The 17,986-nt window shown below is 70.8% G+C and carries 9 protein-coding genes and 1 pseudogene; 7 read left to right on the top strand and 3 right to left on the bottom strand.

Translation table 11 applies throughout. From position 1 onward, the window contains the following. Window positions 1-108: 108 nt before the first annotated feature. Window positions 109-1,392, bottom strand: a complete 1,284-nt coding sequence (locus OHU89_RS04700) for a cellulose binding domain-containing protein (protein ID WP_405640062.1) — start codon at window positions 1,390-1,392, stop codon at window positions 109-111. A 34-nt stretch (window positions 1,393-1,426) separates the two neighbouring features. Then, window positions 1,427-3,073, bottom strand: a complete 1,647-nt coding sequence (locus tag OHU89_RS04705; RefSeq protein ID WP_266897346.1) for an RICIN domain-containing protein — start codon at window positions 3,071-3,073, stop codon at window positions 1,427-1,429. Window positions 3,074-3,498: 425 nt separating this feature from the next. Between OHU89_RS04705 and OHU89_RS04710 the strand changes: the two genes are divergently transcribed. The 4 genes and pseudogenes from OHU89_RS04710 to OHU89_RS04725 form a co-directional block, all read left to right on the top strand. After that, window positions 3,499-5,103, top strand: coding sequence for a glycoside hydrolase 43 family protein (locus OHU89_RS04710; RefSeq protein WP_405654307.1), 1,605 nt, complete (start codon window positions 3,499-3,501; stop codon window positions 5,101-5,103). A 53-nt stretch (window positions 5,104-5,156) separates the two neighbouring features. Next, the gene (locus OHU89_RS04715) at window positions 5,157-7,178 is read left to right on the top strand and encodes a non-reducing end alpha-L-arabinofuranosidase family hydrolase (protein WP_405640064.1); all 2,022 of its coding nucleotides are present in this window, start codon (window positions 5,157-5,159) and stop codon (window positions 7,176-7,178) included. A gap of 88 nt (window positions 7,179-7,266) precedes the next feature. Next, a complete protein-coding gene (locus OHU89_RS04720) occupies window positions 7,267-8,250 on the top strand; it encodes a tetratricopeptide repeat protein (protein WP_405640066.1) in 984 nt (327 codons plus the stop codon). Between the two features lie 268 nt (window positions 8,251-8,518). Then, window positions 8,519-9,259: pseudogene (locus OHU89_RS04725) on the top strand (3-deoxy-7-phosphoheptulonate synthase); the annotation flags it as partial. Window positions 9,260-9,457: 198 nt separating this feature from the next. Here OHU89_RS04725 and OHU89_RS04730 read toward each other — a convergent pair. Then, window positions 9,458-10,084, bottom strand: coding sequence for a hypothetical protein (locus OHU89_RS04730; RefSeq protein ID WP_405640068.1), 627 nt, complete (start codon window positions 10,082-10,084; stop codon window positions 9,458-9,460). 429 nt (window positions 10,085-10,513) lie between these two features. Here OHU89_RS04730 and OHU89_RS04735 point away from each other — a divergent pair, with 429 nt between their 5' ends. Genes OHU89_RS04735 through OHU89_RS04745 form a run of 3 tightly spaced genes read left to right on the top strand, consistent with a single transcriptional unit; the run spans window position 10,514 to window position 17,966 of the window. Next, window positions 10,514-11,992 (top strand): acyl-CoA carboxylase subunit beta, encoded by a 1,479-nt coding sequence (locus OHU89_RS04735; protein ID WP_405654309.1) that lies wholly within the window; start codon window positions 10,514-10,516, stop codon window positions 11,990-11,992. 38 nt (window positions 11,993-12,030) lie between these two features. Next, complete coding sequence (locus OHU89_RS04740) at window positions 12,031-13,779, top strand: fatty acyl-AMP ligase (RefSeq protein ID WP_405640070.1); 1,749 nt, start codon at window positions 12,031-12,033, stop codon at window positions 13,777-13,779. Next, complete coding sequence (locus OHU89_RS04745) at window positions 13,776-17,966, top strand: acyltransferase domain-containing protein (protein ID WP_405640072.1); 4,191 nt, start codon at window positions 13,776-13,778, stop codon at window positions 17,964-17,966. The genes OHU89_RS04740 and OHU89_RS04745 overlap by 4 nt, the downstream gene beginning before the upstream one ends. The last annotated feature ends 20 nt before the right edge of the window (window positions 17,967-17,986 follow it).

Below are 17,986 nucleotides of genomic sequence, written 5' to 3' on the forward strand. Positions count from 1 at the left end.
CGGCGGCGCACTTCAACAGCGTGCCGAAGTGCGCCGCCGGAACAGATGGTCATGCGGGCGCGACCGAGGTGGGACCCGTCGGTCCCGGTCTGTACGGCTCGCCGGCCGCTATGCGGCGCCACCTACTCCCGTGACAGCACAGGCCGTGCCGTTGAGGGTGTACGCGTCCGGCGAGGCGGTGTTGCCGGTGTGACTGGCCTGGAAGCCGATGTCGACGGACGCGCCGGGGGCGATGGTCGCGTTGTGGGACGCGTTCACGGCCGTCACCCGGCCGGAGGCGGGCGAGTAGGCGGCGTTCCAGCCGGAGGTGACGGTCTGGCCGGCGGGCAGGGTGAAGCCCAGGGACCAGCCGTCGATCGCGGTGGTGCCGGTGTTGGTGAGGGTGATGCTCGCGGTCAGACCGGAGTTCCAGGCGCTGACGGTGTCGCCGACCTGGCAGCTCGCGGTGCCGGGCGTCGGGGTGGAGGTCTGGAACTGGGTGAAGAACTTCCACACCTCCGCCGGCAGCCAGGTCCTGGAGCCGCTGTCACCGGCGGCCCCGTCCTGCGGAGCGGCGATGTGCCCCTCGTCGAACGCGGCCCAGGCGACCAGATGGCCGGCCGAGCACCCCGAGTAGGTGGTGATCCGGTGCGTCAGGCTGCCCTGCGCCGGTTCGGGCGGATTCTGCGCGGTGCAGCCGTTGTTCCTGACGAACCTGTCCCGCAGGGTCCGTCCCCCGGAGATGCCGAGGACGTTGTCCCTGAGGCCGTGCACCCCGAGGTAGGCGATGGGCTGGGTGCCGCCGCTGCAGCCGCTGAGCAGCCCGCCGCTCTGGATCGCGACCGCGCGGAAGACGGTCGCCCGGGAACAGGCCAGCGCGTACGACATGGCCGCGCCGTAGCTGAAGCCCAGGGCGAAGCGCTGCGTCGTGTCGACGCACAGATCCGACTCGATCCGCTTGATGATGTCGTCGACGAGCGTGATGTCTTCCCCGCCGGTGTTGGCCCACCCGTTGTTGAGGCCCTGGGGTGCGACGAAGATGGTGCTGTTGTTCGCCAGCCGCTGGAGCCCGTAGTAGGCCCAGGTGCCCGTCTCCACGGTGCGGCCGGTCGCGACGTCGGTGGCGGTGCCGCTCAGCCAGTGGAACCCGAAGACGAGCCGGTACGCGCGGTTCTGGTCGTAGCCGTCCGGGATCCGCAGGATGAAGGACCGGCTCTTGCCGTTGCTCTGGATCGTGTACGTACCGCTCGTCAGGGTGGGGGCCTTGCCGCATCCGGCGGTCGGGGCGGCGGCCGGGAGCGCGGTGTTCGCGTCGGGTCCGCTGCCCAGTGCGGTGCCTCCCGTGGCCAGAACGAGCAGTACCGCCACCACGGCGCCCCATAAGTGGAATCTCGCCCTTGTCCTGGTCCTCATGCAACTCCCCTTCGCTGTTGGATCATCGCCCTGTTCACAGCCGGCTCCACTTCTGGCCGGCCCTGCCGTCGCAGGTCCACAGGACCAGTGCGGTGCCGTTGGCGGTGCCGGCCCGGTCGGTGTCGAGGCAGAGTCCGGAGTGGACGTTGCGGACCGACCCGTCGGAGCCGATGGTCCATTTCTGGTTGTTCTGGCCGTTGCAGGTCCAGGTGATGACCCGGGTGCCGTTGGCGGTGCCCTGGTTGTAGGCGTCGAGGCACTTGTCGCCGAAGACGCGGATCTCGCCGCCCGCCCACGTGGTCCACAGCTGGTTGGCGGCCGTGTGGCAGTCCCAGAGCAGTACGGTGGCCCCGGCGGCCGTGGAGGCGTTGTCCACGTCCATGCAGCGGCCGGAGCCGTTGCCGCGCAGCCGCGAGGTGGTGGCGGCCGACGGACTGCCGCCGGTCACCCGGAACACGGCCACACCGTGCGCGGGGACGCTCGCCGAGATCTGCCCGGACGTGCTCGACGTGCCGCCCGACCACAGATCCGTGAGGGTGAACGACCCGCCCGACAGACCGACTTGAGCCGCTGTCGTGCTGACCGTCGCGGCGCCGCTGCCCCGGTTGAACAGGCCCACCGCCACCGAACCGTCGGACAGGGGCTTGGCGAACACCTCGGTGTTGCCGTCGTCGCGGACCCGGCGCCCGCCCGCGCCGAGCGCATCCTGGTTCACCGCCAGCAGACGCGGGTTGCGCAGGATCGCGCTCACGTCGGCGGACATGGTGCGGATGTCGTTGCCGGCCATGAGCGGGGCGGAGAGAAGTGCCCACAGGGCGAAGTGGGATCGGGACTCGGTCAGTGACAGGCCGGGGCGGCCGACGACGAGCATGTCGGGGTCGTTCCAGTGGCCCGGGCCCGACTGCGCCGCCAGCGGCGCGGTGATGTCCAGGACGTTGCCGACGCCCATCGGGTAGCTGTTGGTGTTGCCGTTCTGCCAGATGTCGAGCAGGTCCTCGGTCGTCCGCCACAGATCGGCGACCTCGCCCCAGTTGTACGTGGCGCCGGTGATGGCGTGCAGGCTGTTCGGGTTGATGCTGTAGACGATGGGCCGTCCGGTGGCACGCAGGGCGTCGCGCATGAGCGTGAACCGCGCGACCTGTTCGTCACGGGTACCGCTGGAGGAGCACCAGTCGTACTTGAGGTAGTCGACGCCCCAGGAGGCGAACGTGGTGGCGTCCTGGACCTCGTGTCCCCTGCTGCCCGTGGACCCCGGGTAGCCGCCTGTGGCCTGTGCGCAGGTGCGTTCGCCCGGCACCTGGTAGATGCCGAACTTCAGGCCCTTGCCGTGGATGTAGTCCCCGAGTGCCTTCATTCCGCTCGGGAACTTGGCCGGGTCGGCCCGCAGGTTGCCCGCCGTGTCGCGCTGCGGGTCGAACCAGCAGTCGTCGACCACCACGTACCGGTAACCGGCGTCCCGCATACCCGAGGACACCATCGCGTCGGCGGCCTCGCGGACCCGTGCCTCCGTGACCCCGCATCCGAAGCTGTTCCAGCTGTTCCAGCCCAGCGGCGGAGTGAGGGCCGGGCTGCCGGGCGCGGCGGAGGCGGTGGAGTGGACCGAGGCCGTGAGGGACGCGGTGACCGTCAGTGCGGCGGCCGCGAACAGATGGAGAAGGCGTCTGCCCGATGGTCTGAGCACCCTGGGCTCCTTTCAGCGCAGGCAAGGGCGCCGGACAAGGGATGACCGACGCGCGGGAGAGGCGTGTGACATGTCTATGACATTCACATCGGCGTCCGAAATTTCGGTCCACTTTCGGATCGCCGACCCCAGGGAGACTAGAGGGAGTTCTGGGCATGTCAACACCAATCGGCCGGTCAACCGATTCCCTCAGGCGCGTCGACAGCAGACACCGAGACCTGCGCCCCGACTCGTCGACGATCGAGCACAGCCGAATGCGAAAGATTTCGACGTCTGGATCGAATCATGCGAGATGTATTGACGGGAGCTGTAGGCCTCGCAATCATCCCGGTTGCTCGATGAGTCGATTGGCGTTCGTCATACCGAACCTCGCGGGACCGATCTACCCCCACAGCGCTCCCTCACAGAGAGATCGACACATGGATATGTCATGCCCTGATCAACCTCTGGGGCGTCGCCGAGTGCTGGCCACCGCCACCGGCCTGGTTACCGCTGCCCTGCTTCCGGCCACCCCCGCCCGGGCGGCCGCCGCGGCGTTCACGAACCCGGTGATCTGGCAGGACTTCGCGGACATCGACATCATCCGCGTCGGCGCCACCTACTACGCCTCGGCCTCGACGATGCACTACTCGCCCGGGGCGCCCGTCCTGCGGTCGTACGACCTGGTGAACTGGGAGATCGCCGGCCACTCGGTGCCCGTGCTCGACTTCGGCACCAAGTACGACCTGAACGGCGCCCGTGGCTACGTCCGGGGCATCTGGGCGTCGTCGCTGGCCTACCGGCCGAGCAACGCGACCTTCTACTGGCTCGGCCAGATCGACTTCGCCAGGACGTACATCTACACGGCCACCGCCGTCGAGGGGCCGTGGAACAGGCTGACGACGATCAGCACGCCGTACTACGACGCAGGGCTGCTCGTCGACAGCGACGACACCCTGTACGTGGCGTACGGGAACACCACCATCAGCGTGGCCCAGCTCTCGCCCGACGGCCGCAACCAGGTCCGCACGCAACAGGTGTTCACGACGCCGTCGAGTGTCGGCACCCTCGAGGGTGCCCGCTTCTACAAGATCAACGGGCAGTACTACATCTTCCTGACCCGCCCCGCGAACGGCCAGTACATCCTCAAGTCGTCGGGCGGCCCCTTCGGTCCCTACACGATGCGGCAGGTCCTCCTCGACCTGCGCGGGCCGATCGCCGGCGGTGGAGTCCCGCACCAGGGCGGGCTGGTGCAGACGCAGAGCGGTGCCTGGTACTACATGGCCTTCGTGGACGCCTACCCCGGCGGCCGGGTGCCCGCCCTGGCGCCGGTCACCTGGACCGCGGACGGCTGGCCCGTCGTGCAACTCGTGAACGGCGCGTGGGGCACCTCGTACCCCAGCCCTGCCCTGCCCGCTCCACCCCGCCAGGTCACCCCGATGATCGGCGTCGACACGTTCGACGGCACACGCCTCAAGCCGCGATGGGAGTGGAACCACAACCCGGACAACACCAAGTGGTCGGTCGACAACGGACTGACGCTGCGGACCGCCACCGTCACCAACGACCTGTACTGGGCCCGCAACACGCTCACGCACCGCATCCAGGGCCCCACCTCGACCGCCACGGTCCAGCTCGACTTCTCGGCGATGCGCGACGGCGACCGGGCCGGACTCGCGCTGCTGCGTGACTCCTCCGCCTGGATCGGCATCAAGCGCGACGCAGGCGCGACACGGGTGGTGATGGTCAACGGGCTGACCATGGACGGCAACTGGAACACCACCGGTACGGGCACGGAAGTCGCGAGTGCGACCACGTCCGGCAGCCGCATCTGGCTGCGCGCGAGCGCGGACATCCGCCCCGGCGCGGCACGCCCCGGAACCTTCTCCTACAGCACCGACGGCACCAACTTCACCCGCCTGGGCCCCGCCTTCTCCATGGGCAACGACTGGCGGTTCTTCATGGGCTACCGGTTCGCCCTCTTCAACCACGCCACCCAGGCACTCGGCGGCGCGGTCCGCGTCCCGCGATTCGAGCTGGCCACGCCCTGAACGATCGGAGGATCGCACAACCCACCCCCCACCCCAACCGTACGAGGAGAACCATGAACCCGCTGAAACGGCTCGGCCGTCGCCGAGCCTCGGTGTTATCCCTGCTGGCCGTCGCCGCCCTGGTGGCGCCAGAGGCGGCAACCGCTGCGCCCGATGCCGTCCGGGCCTCCACACTCGGCGCCCAAGCCGCCCAGTCCGGACGGTACTTCGGCACCGCGGTGGCCGCCGGAAAGCTCGGCGACGGCACGTACACCGGGATTTTGGACCGCGAGTTCAACCAGGTCACACCCGAGAACGAGATGAAGTGGGACACCACCGAGCGATCTCGCGGCTCGTTCAACTTCGGCCCAGCCGACCAGATCGTCAACCGCGCGACGGCCCGCGGTCAGCGCGTGCGCGGCCACACCCTGGTATGGCACTCCCAACTGCCCAGCTGGGTCAGCTCCATCACCGACGCGAACACCCTGCGCAGCGTGATGAACAACCACATCACCACCGTGGCGAACCACTACAAGGGCCGGATCCACTCATGGGACGTCGTCAACGAGGCCTTCGCCGACGGCGGTAGCGGCCAGCACCGCCCTTCGGTGTTCCAGAACCTGCTCGGCAACGGCTTCATCGAACAGGCCTTCCGCACCGCACGGTCGGCCGACCCGGCGGCCAAGCTCTGCTACAACGACTACAACATCGAGAACTGGAGCGACGCGAAGACCCAGGGCGTCTACCGCATGGTGCGCGACTTCAAGTCGCGCGGGGTGCCCATCGACTGCGTCGGCTTCCAGGCGCACTTCGGCACGGGCGGCCCGCCCGCCGGCTTCCAGACCACGCTGTCGAACTTCGCCGCCCTCGGCGTGGACGTACAGATCACCGAACTGGACATCGCCCAGGCACCGTCCACCGCGTACGCGAACACGGTGCGGGCCTGCATGAACGTGTCGCGCTGCACCGGCATCACCGTCTGGGGCATCCGCGACAGCGACTCCTGGCGCAGTGGCGAGAACCCGCTGCTGTTCGACCGGAACGGCAACAAGAAGGCGGCGTACCAGTCGGCGCTGACCGCGATGGGCGGCTCTGCCGCCGCACAGAGCACGACCGCCCTGTCGGCCAAGTCCTCCGCCGCCCTCCCCTCTCGCTTCTCGTGGAGTTCCAGCGGGGCCCTGATCGGGCCGAAACCGGACTCGACCCACAACATCGCGGCGGTCAAGGACCCGTCGGTCGTGTACTACAACGGCAAGTACCACGTGTTCGCGAGCACCGCGAGCTCCGCCGGGTACAACCTCGTGTACCTGAGCTTCTCCGACTGGTCGCAGGCGGGCTCCGCCACGCACCACTACCTGGACCGCACCGCCATCGGCACCGGGTACCGGGCCGCGCCCCAGGTCTTCTACAACACCTCGCAGCGCCTGTGGTACCTCGTCTACCAGACCGGCAACGCGTCCTACTCGACCAACCCCGACATCAGCAACCCCAACGGGTGGAGTGCGCCGCGCAACTTCTACTCGTCGATGCCGGACATCATCAGGCAGAACATCGGCAACGGCTACTGGGTCGACATGTGGGTGATCTGCGACAGCGCCAACTGCTACCTGTTCTCCTCCGACGACAACGGGCACCTCTACCGCTCCCAGACGACCGTCGGCCAGTTCCCGAACGGGTTCACCAACACCGTGATCGTGGCCCAGGACTCCAACAAGTACGCCCTGTGGGAAGCGAGCAACGTCTACAAGGTGCAGGGCTCCAACCAGTACCTGCTCCTGGTCGAGGCCATCGGCTCGGACGGCCGACGCTACTTCCGCTCCTGGACGACGAGCAGCCTCGCCGGGTCGTGGACACCGCTGGCCGCCTCCGAGAGCAACCCGTTCGCCAAGGCGAGCAACGTGACCTTCCCCTCCGGATCCTGGACCAGGGACATCAGCCACGGCGAGATGATCCGCGCCGGCTACGACCAGACACTGACCATCCCCTCGTGCCGGCTCCAGTACCTGTACCAAGGCATGAACCCCAACGCGAGCGGCGACTACAACAACCTGCCGTGGCGACTGGGCCTGCTCACCCAGACCAACTCGACCTGCTGACCGGCTGACCGGCTGACGACGTGTGCCCCGCCGCTTGTGCGGGGCCCACGTCCTGCCTGGGCCACCGGGCCACGGATATTCTCTGGCGATGTCGAATCGTTCAGTGACAGCGGGAGTCGCTCTCGCCGGTGTGATGGCGCACTGCGGCGGAAGCCCGGTCCGCGCCGTGGAGTACCTGGTGGGGGCGATAGCCTCCGCGCCGGCGGCCCCGGAGCCCTATGCGGCCCTCGCCGAGTTGTGGCGTGAGCGGCGCTCCGAGCTGAAGGAGGGTCTCGAAAGGGACGGCTCCTTGAGCGCTGTGTTGGCGCAGGCGTACTTCCTCTTCCTCGACGGGGCCATGGACGACGCGGTGATGACCCTCGGCTCGGTCACGGGGGTGCGGCCGGACGTGGCGTGGGGCGCTGCCCCGTGGTTCGGCGATGCGCGCCTTCTCGGCGCGGTGAGTGCCCAGGCGCTGGCCGAGGCGTGTCTGCGGACATTGGACTATGGCCGCGACCTGGACTCCGACGAGATGCGTGAGCGGTTCGCACCCTGGTTCCATGCCCTCGACGTCGTGTCCGAGCGCAGTCCCGTGCCGGAGTCGCTGGCCTCCATGGCCCGGCTGCCTCGGGCCTGCGGTCGCCATGAGCTGTCGTTCGCGCTGTGCGACCGCGCCGATGCCGTCGACCGGGTGATGTGGACCGAGGTCACCCGAGCGGGCACCTGGCGTGCGATGGGTGACCTGGACCAGGCCGCGACCGCCTTCGCACGTGCCCTGGCCCTGGAGCCCGACAACTGGTCGCTCCACCTGGACCTTGCGGACCTGCGTGCTGAGCAGGGCGACTTCGCCGCGGCCGTGAGCCACGCCGAACAGGGCCTGGCACACGCTCCGGACGAAGTCTCCCTACGCGCGGCACGTGCCGCCTACCGCTCCCGTCTGACCGGCTCGTCCGAGAACCTGCGGGACCTGATCGCCATCGCGCCGGGACTCACGAACACCTCCTACCGCGACCTGCTGATCGACTACGCGTGCGCGGGGCCGGGACTGCCCGGCGCACTCGTGGCCGAGGCCCGCCGCACCCGCGAGCGCTGAACACACCCCAGCCGCGGAGGAAAAGCAGTACATGCGGCTCACGAAGGAGCGCTACTGTGCGCGTGTGTCTACGGTGAATCGTTGGTATTGGCGCTTTCCGCCGGCTCCGGGTGGAGCCGGGGGTCGCGTGCGCTGACCAACCATTCACCCGGAGCCAGCAGGGCAGAGACGGACCGTCTCTGCCCTTCGTCGTTACGGCGGGCCGGCCCGGGTGTGGAAGACACGAACCGAACCGGACCCGCCTTGTACAAGGACGGGAACCTCCCCGATGACCACACCGACCGGCGCCTCACCCCAGACCAACGATCTTCGCGTCACCGGCTTCCAGCCCCTCATCCCCCCTGCCGCCCTCCGCGGCGAGCTTCCACTGGGTTCGACCCGCGCAGCCTTGGTGGAGAGCAGTCGCCGCGCCGTCAACGCGGTGCTGACCGGTGAGGACGATCGGCTCCTCCTGGTCGTCGGCCCGTGCTCGGTGCACGACCCGGCCGCAGCCAGGGACTACGCACACAGACTGGCGGCAGCGGTCACCCCGCTCAGTGACGACCTGTGCGTGGTGATGCGCGTGTGCTTCGAGAAGCCGCGTACGACCGTCGGTTGGAAGGGCCTGATCAACGACCCGCACCTGGACGGCACCCATGACGTGGAGCTGGGGTTGCGCATGGCCCGTCAGGTCCTGCTCGACGTGCTCGACGCGGGACTGCCGGTGGGGTGTGAGTTCCTGGAGCCGACCGGCCCGCAGTACATCTCCGACGCGGTGACATGGGGTGCCATCGGCGCGCGCACGCCGGAGAGCCAGGTGCACCGTCAGCTCGCCTCGGGTCTGTCGATGCCCGTCGGGTTCAAGAACGCGACGGACGGGGATGTGACGGTGGCGATCGACGGTTGCCGGGCCTCGGCCGGCAACCACGTCTTCTTCGGCATCGACGACCAAGGGCACGCCTCCATCGTCTCGACCAGCGGAAATCCCGACTGCCACGTCATCCTGCGGGGCGGACGCGGCGGCCCGAACCACGGCCCCGAGGACGTCCGCGACGCCATCGCCCTCCTCGCGAAGTCCGGACTCGAATCGGCTGGGGCGAGACCGAGCAACTCCTCGGTGAGCTGGCGGCCGCCGTGCGCCGCCGACGCGCAGGCCGCAACTGACCCGGGTTTCCTTGGGGGACGGAGTCTCCCGTCCCCCAAGGAAACGGGCCACGCAGCAAGGCGTTCAGCGCTCGGTGCCGGTCCGCTCGGCGGGCGGCCATCCTGCCGTGGCCGCCTCCTTCCTCACCCGGGCACGGTCGAGCAGCCACACGGCCAGCCCCGTCACCATGGCCGCCGCTCCCGCGTACACCGGCAGCCACCGGGTCGTCGTGGCCGCCAGGCAGTCGGCGACGGCAGCATGACTCCGGGCGTCCCGCACGTAGGCGACTGCGGCACTGTCGAGGCCGCCCAGGTTCGCCATGTCGGCCTGCGCCCGGATGCCCGTGTACCTGCCCAGCTCAGAGCATCCGTCACGAGTGCCAGGCATCGGAAACAACCACGACCAGCGCTGCAGCGCGGGAGCCAGCGCGATCGCGACGCACAGGCCCACGACCATCGAATACGCCGTCAGACTCCACAGGTACGCAGACCGCAGACCGGGCATCCACGTCGGTGGCCGGCAGAAGGCGAAGATCACCGCAAGCAGCGTCACCCCGATGTACGCGGCGAACCACTCCCACGACCCCTGAGCGAGGGCGAACGTCAGCACCGCGGCCAGGCCGATGCCGATGACCCCCGCCTGACCGGGAACGTCACGGCCCGGTCCGGTGGCGGCCGGCGCCGGGACTTCTTCAGGACTGGGATCGACCACGGCCTCTCCTGGTTCGCGGGCCATCAGCATCCGGGCCCCTCACGCCATTCGCCCGACACCATGCCGGACCGGCCCGAAGACCCATCCGGTCGGCGGCAGCGCACCAGGTGATCGCGCTGCCGGTACGCCCACGCCGTCCGCCTCGATGTTCCGCGGGACGCCCCCGTCCCGCCCCCGCCCTTGTCACCCACGGACTATCCACGGCCCCGCGGGACTCATCTCCCCCAAACAGAAGGCCGATTGACGCGGTCCGCCCCCGCGGCGCTGCCATATTCGGTAGCCACTTCGGAGGTGGCCATGACACTTGAGGTGGAGACATTCAGGGCGAGGCCGGTGGTGGAGAGGGAGGCCGACCGGGTGCCCGACCCGATCGCCGAACGATCCGCGGACCGAACCGTCGATCGCATCACCGCACTGGAGAGCCGCCGAATGCGAGCGGTCACCGCGCACGGGCCCAGGAGACGTGGGGAGTACGGCGCCCGGGAGCGGATCGATCTGCTGCTGGACGCGGGCTCGTTCACCGAGACGGGCCTGTTCGTACGCGCCCGGCCCACCGGTGACGGCACCGGGCGCCCGTACGGCGACGGGGTGATCACCGGGTACGGCACGATCGACAACCGAGCCGTCTGTGTCTTCGCGCAGGACGCCACGGTCTTCGGCGGCAGCATGGGCGAGGCCTTCGGGCAGAAGACGCTCGCGCTGATGGACCTCGCTCTGAAGACCGGCTGTCCGGTCATCGGCCTCAACGACGGCGGTGGCGCCCGTATCCAGGAGGGTGTCACCTCGCTCGCCCTCTACGCCGAGCTGGTGCGCCGCAACGTACAGGCGTCCGGGGTGATCCCGCAGATCTCGGTCGTCCTGGGCCCGTGCGCCGGCGGGGCCGCGTACTCACCGGCCATCACCGACTTCACCGTGATGGTGGACGGTGCCTCGCACATGTTCGTCACCGGTCCCGACGTCATCGAGACGGTCACCGGCGAACGCACCAGCGCCGAGGAACTGGGCGGCGCCCGCACCAGCAACACCCTCAACGGCAACGCCCACTTCCTCGCCGCCGACGAGGTGAACGCCCTCGACACCGTGCGCGACCTGCTGTCGTACCTGCCCGCCAACAACCTGGACCGGCCCCCGCAGTACGCGCCGGGGGCCGCACCCGCCGGGCTGTGCCTCGACACGGTGGTGCCGGACCGGCTCGGGCAGGCCTACGACATGCGCGACATCCTGCGCGCGGTCGTCGACGACGGCGAACTCCTGGAGGTGCAGGAGCTGTTCGCGCCGAACATCATCTGCGCGCTGGCCCTCGTCGACGGCGGTGCCGTCGGAGTCGTCGCCAACCAGCCGCTGCACGCCGCCGGGGTCCTCGACATCGACGCCTCCGAGAAGGCCGCACGGTTCGTACGGTTCTGCGACGCGTTCGGCATCCCCCTGCTGACCTTCGCCGACGTCCCGGGCTATCTCTCCGGAGTCCGCCAGGAGCAGGCCGGCATCATCCGGCGCGGCGCCAAACTCCTGTACGCGTACGCCGAGGCGACCGTCCCCAAGGTCACGGTGGTGGTGCGCAAGGCGTACGGCGGCGGGTACGCGGTGATGGGCTCCAAGCACCTGGGCGCCGACATCAACCTCGCCTGGCCCACCGCCCGCATCGCCGTCATGGGCGCCGAGGGCGCGGTGGGCGTCCTGCATCGCCGTGAACTCGCCGCCGCGGCCGACCCCGAGGCGTTGCGCGCCCGTCTCGTCACCGCGTACGAGAGCACGTACGGCACCCCGTACCTCGCTGCCGAGCGCGGCTACATCGATGCCGTCATCGCCCCGCGCGACACCCGCGCCCACATCTGCCGTGCTCTGCGCGCCCTGCGCGGCAAGCGGGCACCGATGCCGGAACGCCGCCACGGCAACATCCCGCTCTGACCGCTAGCCGTCCCCGCGACGTGAGGAGCCCATGCCCGATGGACAGCCGCCGCCCCCCGCTCGCGCCCGTGTTCCGGAGTCTGCCGGAGTACGTCCGGCACTGGGCCGAGACCACCCCCGACCGCCGGGCGTTCACCTTCGTCGACCATCCCGCGCCGCACTCGCGCGGCGTCCACCGCACGCTGACCTGGCGCCGACTGGACCTGCGGATGCGGGCCGTGGCCGCCCGGCTCGCCGCTGAGGCGGAGCCCGGGGAGCGTGTCGCGGTGCTGTGTCCCCAAGGGACGGACTACATCACCGCCTTTCTCGGGGCGCTGGCCGCCGGCCTGGTCGCCGTACCGCTGTATCCACCCGGGCTGCCCGGACAGGGCGACCGGCTGTCGGCAGTACTGGCCGACGCACGCCCGGCGGTCGTCGTGACGACAAGTCATGCCCTGGCCGAGGTACGCGAGTTGTGCGAGGGCCGGGACGTGAAGGTCGTCGCCGGGGACCAAGTCCCCGACGCCGCCGGCGGCGACTGGCAGCCCGGCACCCTCGACGCCGACGCGGTCGCGTACCTCCAGTACACGTCCGGCTCGACCCGCACCCCGGCGGGTGTGGAGATCACCCATGCCAATGTCGTCGCCAACGCCCGCCAGGCACTGTCCGCCTACGGTGCCGACGTGCATCCGGTGACCTGTGTGGGCTGGCTGCCGCTGTACCACGACATGGGACTCGTGCTGAGTGTCGCGGCACCGGTGGTGCGAGGGCTGTTGTCCGTACTCATGGATCCAGTGGCGTTCCTGCACGAACCCGTACGCTGGCTACGGCTGCTGGCCGCGCACCCGCGCGCGTTGAGCGCGGCGCCCAACTTCGCCTACGACTACTGCGCGTCGACGGTCACCGAGGCGCAGAAGGCCGACCTGCGACTGGACGGCATCTTCGCCCTGATCAACGGAAGCGAGCCGGTCCGCGCCGGCACGGCCGACCGTTTCCACGCCGCGTTCGCCGCCCAGGGACTCCTCCCGGAGACACACTGTCCGTCCTACGGGCTGGCCGAGGCGACCGTGTTCGTCAGTGCCGCCCGCCCCTGGCAGCCGTTGCGCAGATTCGCGCTCGACCGCGACGCCCTGGCTACCGGGAAGGCCCTGCCCGCGCGGCCCGACGATCCGAGGGCCGTACTGCTGACCGGCTGCGGAGCTCCGGCGGGCCAGCGCGTGCGGATCGCCGACCCGGTGTCGCGGGAGGCACTGGCGGAGGGCGAGGTCGGCGAGATCTGGGTGCAGGGCCCCAACGTGGGGCGGGGATACCGGAACCAGGAGCCCCAGACCCTGCGCGTCTTCGGCGCCGTACTCGCCGATGTCGCGGCCGGGCCGGGCAAGTGGCTGCGCACCGGCGATCTGGGGACGGTCCTGGACGGGCAGTTGATCGTCACCGGGCGGCTGAAGGACCTCATCGTCGTCGACGGACGCAACCACTACCCGCAGGACGTCGAGGCCACGGCACAGGACGCCCATCCGGCCGTACGACGCGACCGGCTCGCCGCGTTCGGCGTACCGGGCAGCTCCGGGGAACGGGTGGTCGTCGTCGCGGAGCACGCACGGGCCGTGCCCCTCTCCGACATCGACGTACCGGCCCTCGTGCGGACCGTACGCGCGGCCGTCTCCGCCCGGCACGGGCTGCGGCTCTCCGGCGTGGTTCTCGTCCCGCCGGGCACCGTGCCCCGTACATCCAGCGGAAAGGTGTCCCGGGCGCTGACCCGCGAGCGCTATCTGGCGGGTGCCTACGCGGCGGAGGTCGCGGGATGAGGGGCGCGAGCGAGCGAGAAGGCAACCTGCGCCGCCTGGTCGCCGAAGGAGAGGGCGAAGAACGCGCGTTGCGTCGGCTCATCGCCGAGCAGGTGGCCGGCTGGAGCGGGATCGCGGTCGGGGACGTGCCGATGGACCAGCCGCTCGCGGATCTCGGGATGGCCTCGCGGGACGCGGTCGTGCTGGCCGGGGAGTTGTCCCGGGCCACGGGCCTCGACCTGCCGGCGACGTTGCTGTGGGAGGCGTCCACGGGCGACGCGCTGGTGGCGCGTGTGTGCGGTGCCGCGGCGGACATCGCTCCGGCGGAGGGCGCGGCTTCCCCGCACACGGCTCCCGCACCCGAGCCCGGCGAGCCGATCGCGGTCGTCGGGATCGGCTGCCGGCTGCCCGGGGGTGTGCACGGCCCGGACGAGTACTGGCGGTTGCTGCGCGAGGGCGTCGACGCGATCCTGCGGGTCCCGGAGGACCGGTGGCGGGACTTCACGCCGTACCCGCCCGCCGACGCGCTCCCGTACGGCGGCTACCTGGACGACATCGCCGGGTTCGACGCGGACTTCTTCCACATCACACCGCGCGAGGCCGCGGTGATGGACCCACAGCAGCGGATCCTGCTGGAGGTCGTCCAGGAGACCCTCGACCACGCCGCCGTCCCGGCCGCGTCCCTCGCCGGTACCGCTACGGGTGTCTTCGTCGGGGTCTCGGCTCCCGAGTACGGCCAGCTCACCGGTGCCGACCCGGAGGCCGTCGACCCGTGGGCCCCGGCGGGCGGGGCGCTGAGCGTGGCGGCGGGCCGTCTGGCGTACTGCCTGGACACGCGCGGGCCGAGCATGGCCGTCGACACCGCGTGCTCGTCATCGCTGGTCGCCGTGCACCACGCGTGTGTCAGCCTGCGCACGGGCGAGAGCGACCGGGCGATCGCCGCGGGGGTCAATCTGCTGCTCTCCCCCACGGTCACCGTCGCGTTCCGGCGGGCGGGCGCGCTCGCGCCGGACGGGCGGTGCAAGCCGTTCTCGGCGGCGGCCGACGGCATCGGCCGCGGCGAGGGCTGCGCGGCGGTGCTGCTGAAGCGGCTGTCCGACGCCGAGCGGGACGGCGACCGCGTCCTGGCCGTCATCCGCGCCACCGCCGTCAACTCCGACGGCCGCTCCAACGGCCTCCTGGCCCCCAACCCGGCCGCCCAGCAAGCCCTCTTGACGACCGCCTACGTGCGAGCCGGACTCGCCCCCGCACGCATCGACCACGTCGAGGCACACGGCACCGGCACCCCGCTCGGCGACCCCATCGAGGCGGGCGCGCTCGGCGCCGTGCTCGGCACGGGCCGCGACCCCGACCAGCCGCTGCTCCTGGGCTCGGTCAAGGGCAACCTCGGTCACCTGGAGTCCGCCGCGGGCATCGCCGGCCTGGTGAAGACGGTGCTCGCCCTCCACCACGACCTGATCCCGCCCTCGCTGCACTGTGCCGAAGGCAGCGCCCTGGACGACGACGTACGACTGCGAGTCGTGACCGAGGCCGAGCCATGGCCCCGGTACGGCGGTACCGCCACCGCCGGGGTCTCCGGATTCGGGTTCGGCGGCACCAACGCCCACGCCGTGCTGGAGGAATGGCGACCCGGCGCCCTCCTCCCGCTCCCTGCCGACGAACCCCCTGCCCGCCTCCACCTCCTGTCCGACGCCGACACCGCACGCGTCCGTGACACCGCCGGCCGGCTGGCGGACTGGCTCGGCACGCCCGAGGCAGCCGCCACGCACCCCGCAGACCTGGCCCGCACGCTCGCCGGACGGACAGGGCGGGGCTCGGTGCGAGCCGCGATCGTCGCCGGTGACCGAGCCGAACTGGCCGACGGGTTGGGCGCGTTGGCGGCAGGACGACCGCACGCGCGGGTCATGACGGGTGACCGGGATCTCGTCGGGCGCGGCCCGGTGTGGGTGTTCTCCGGGTACGGCAGCCAGTGGGCCGGCATGGGGCGGCGGTTGTTGGACGAGGAACCCGACTTCGCCGCGGCCGTGGAGAAACTGGACGCGCAGCTGGCCCCCGAGTGCGGGTTCTCCCTCTGCGACCACCTGGCTTCCGGCGGCGGCCTCGACCGGCTGGAGATCGCTCAACCCGTGCTCTTCGGAGTCCAGTTGGCTCTCGCCGAGCTGTGGCGGGCGCACGGCGTCGAGCCGGTCGCCGTCATCGGCCACTCCCTGGGCGAGGTGGCCGCCGCGGTGTGCGCGGGCGCGCTGGAGGTGTCGGACGCGGCACGCGTCGTCGCCGTACGGGCCCGGCTGCTCAGCGGACTGCGCGGTGGGGCGATGGCGGTGGTCGACCTCGACGACGGCGAACTCGACGCTCTGGAACGGGACTTCCCCGGTGTCCACGTCGCCGTGCATTCCTCCCCCCGCCAGAAGGTGGTCACCGGGGAGGAGGCCGCGGTGGCCCGGCTCGTGCGTCGGCTTGAGGGAGAAGGGCGGGCCGCGCGTGCGATGCGCGTGGTCGGGGCGGGGCACTCCCCTCAAGTGGAGCCACTGCTGGCGGAGTTGGCCGACTCCCTGGCGGACATCCGAGGTGGCCGCCCCCGAATCCCCGTCTACTCCACCGTGTTGGACGACCCGCGAGGCGACTGTGTCTTCGACGCCGCACATTGGGTCGCGAACCTGCGGCGGCCCGTACGCCTCGACCAGGCCGTCTCCGCGGCCGCCGCCGACGGCCACACCGCCTTCGTCGAACTGTCCCCCCACCCCGTTCTCACCCGAGCCATCACCGACAACGCGCCGGGTGCCCTGGCCCTCGGCACCCTCCACCGCGACGCCGACGCCTCCGCCGACTTCCTGACACAACTCGGCACCCTCCACACCGCCGGGTTGCGCCTACCGCTGCCGCCCGGCCGAGTCATCGACCTGCCCCTGCCTCGCTGGCGGCACGTGCGGCATTGGTGGACGGACGGGCGGGCGGGGGGCTCGGCCACGGGTTCGGCGAGGACGCGGTCAGCAGGGGGCCACCTCTCCAAGGGGGACCGCGTGGCGCCTGAGGCGGGCGGGCATCTGGTGGAAAGGGGTCGCGTGGCGGAGGACGCCTCGGTCTCCGACCGCCTCTGCCACCACATCGCCGCCGTCACCGGGCACCCGCCGACTCGTATCACCCCCACCACCGCCTTCGCCGAACTGGGCCTGGACTCCCTGATGGCCGTCCGCATCCGCACCGCCCTGGAACGCGAGTTCGACATCGAACTGCCCCTGCGCGACCTGCTGGGCGCCACCACCGTCGAGGACACGGCGACCCGCATCCAACAGGCGCTGCCGGGGAACGCATCGGCGGCCGAAGGCGTCCACGCGCCCCCGACAAAGCCGACCAGCGAGCACTCCCCGCTCCCACCTCTGCTCACCTCCGGCCCCCATCCCCCGCTCCACCCCCTCCACCTCACGGGCTCTCACCCCCCGCTCTTCCTCGTCCACGCCGCCGGTGGCACGACCGACGTCTACCGGCACCTCGTCGAACGCCTCGGCGGGGAGCGGCCGGTGTACGGGCTCGAGCGGCTCGCAGAGATCCGTTCGGTCGGCGAGAAGGCGCGTCGGTACGCCGAGACGGTGGCCGCCGCGCACCCCGACGGGCCCTGTCTGCTGGGCGGTTGGTCGTTCGGCGGGTTCGTCGCACAGGAGACGGCGCGGCAGCTCACGGAGGCCGGGCGGGACGTGGAGCTGGTGGTGCTCATCGACTCCGTACGACCGCTGCCTCGGACGGAGGGCACGGAGGCCGACCGCATCCGCGCCCACTTCACCGGCTTCGCCCGCCATGTCGCCGAGACCTACGGTGTCCAACTACGGCTGGCATACGACGAGTTGGTCGCGAAGCAGGACGACGGCGAGCGCATCGACACCGTACTGCGGACCCTGCGCGAGGCGGCCGACCTGCCGCGCGCCGCCCTCGAGCACCAGCGGTCCTCCTATCTGGACCTGCGGATCGGCGAGGCCCACCGGCCGGGCCGCTACGACGGGCCAGTGGTCCTCTACCGGGCCACCGAACCGGCCCCGCACACCGTGCGCGACCCGGCGTACGAACGGGACGACGCATCGCTCGGCTGGGACGAGGTGTGCCCGGATCTGTCCGTCGTCCGGGTCACGGGCCACCATCTGTCGCTCCTCGACCCGCCGCACGTCGATGAGATCGCCGCCCATCTGCGGTGGGAGCTCGCGAAGGACCGCCACTGAATCCGATCCGAGGAGAGCCG

This window comes from Streptomyces sp. NBC_00019 (genome assembly GCF_045041015.1).
Taxonomy (GTDB): Bacteria; Actinomycetota; Actinomycetes; order Streptomycetales; family Streptomycetaceae; genus Streptomyces.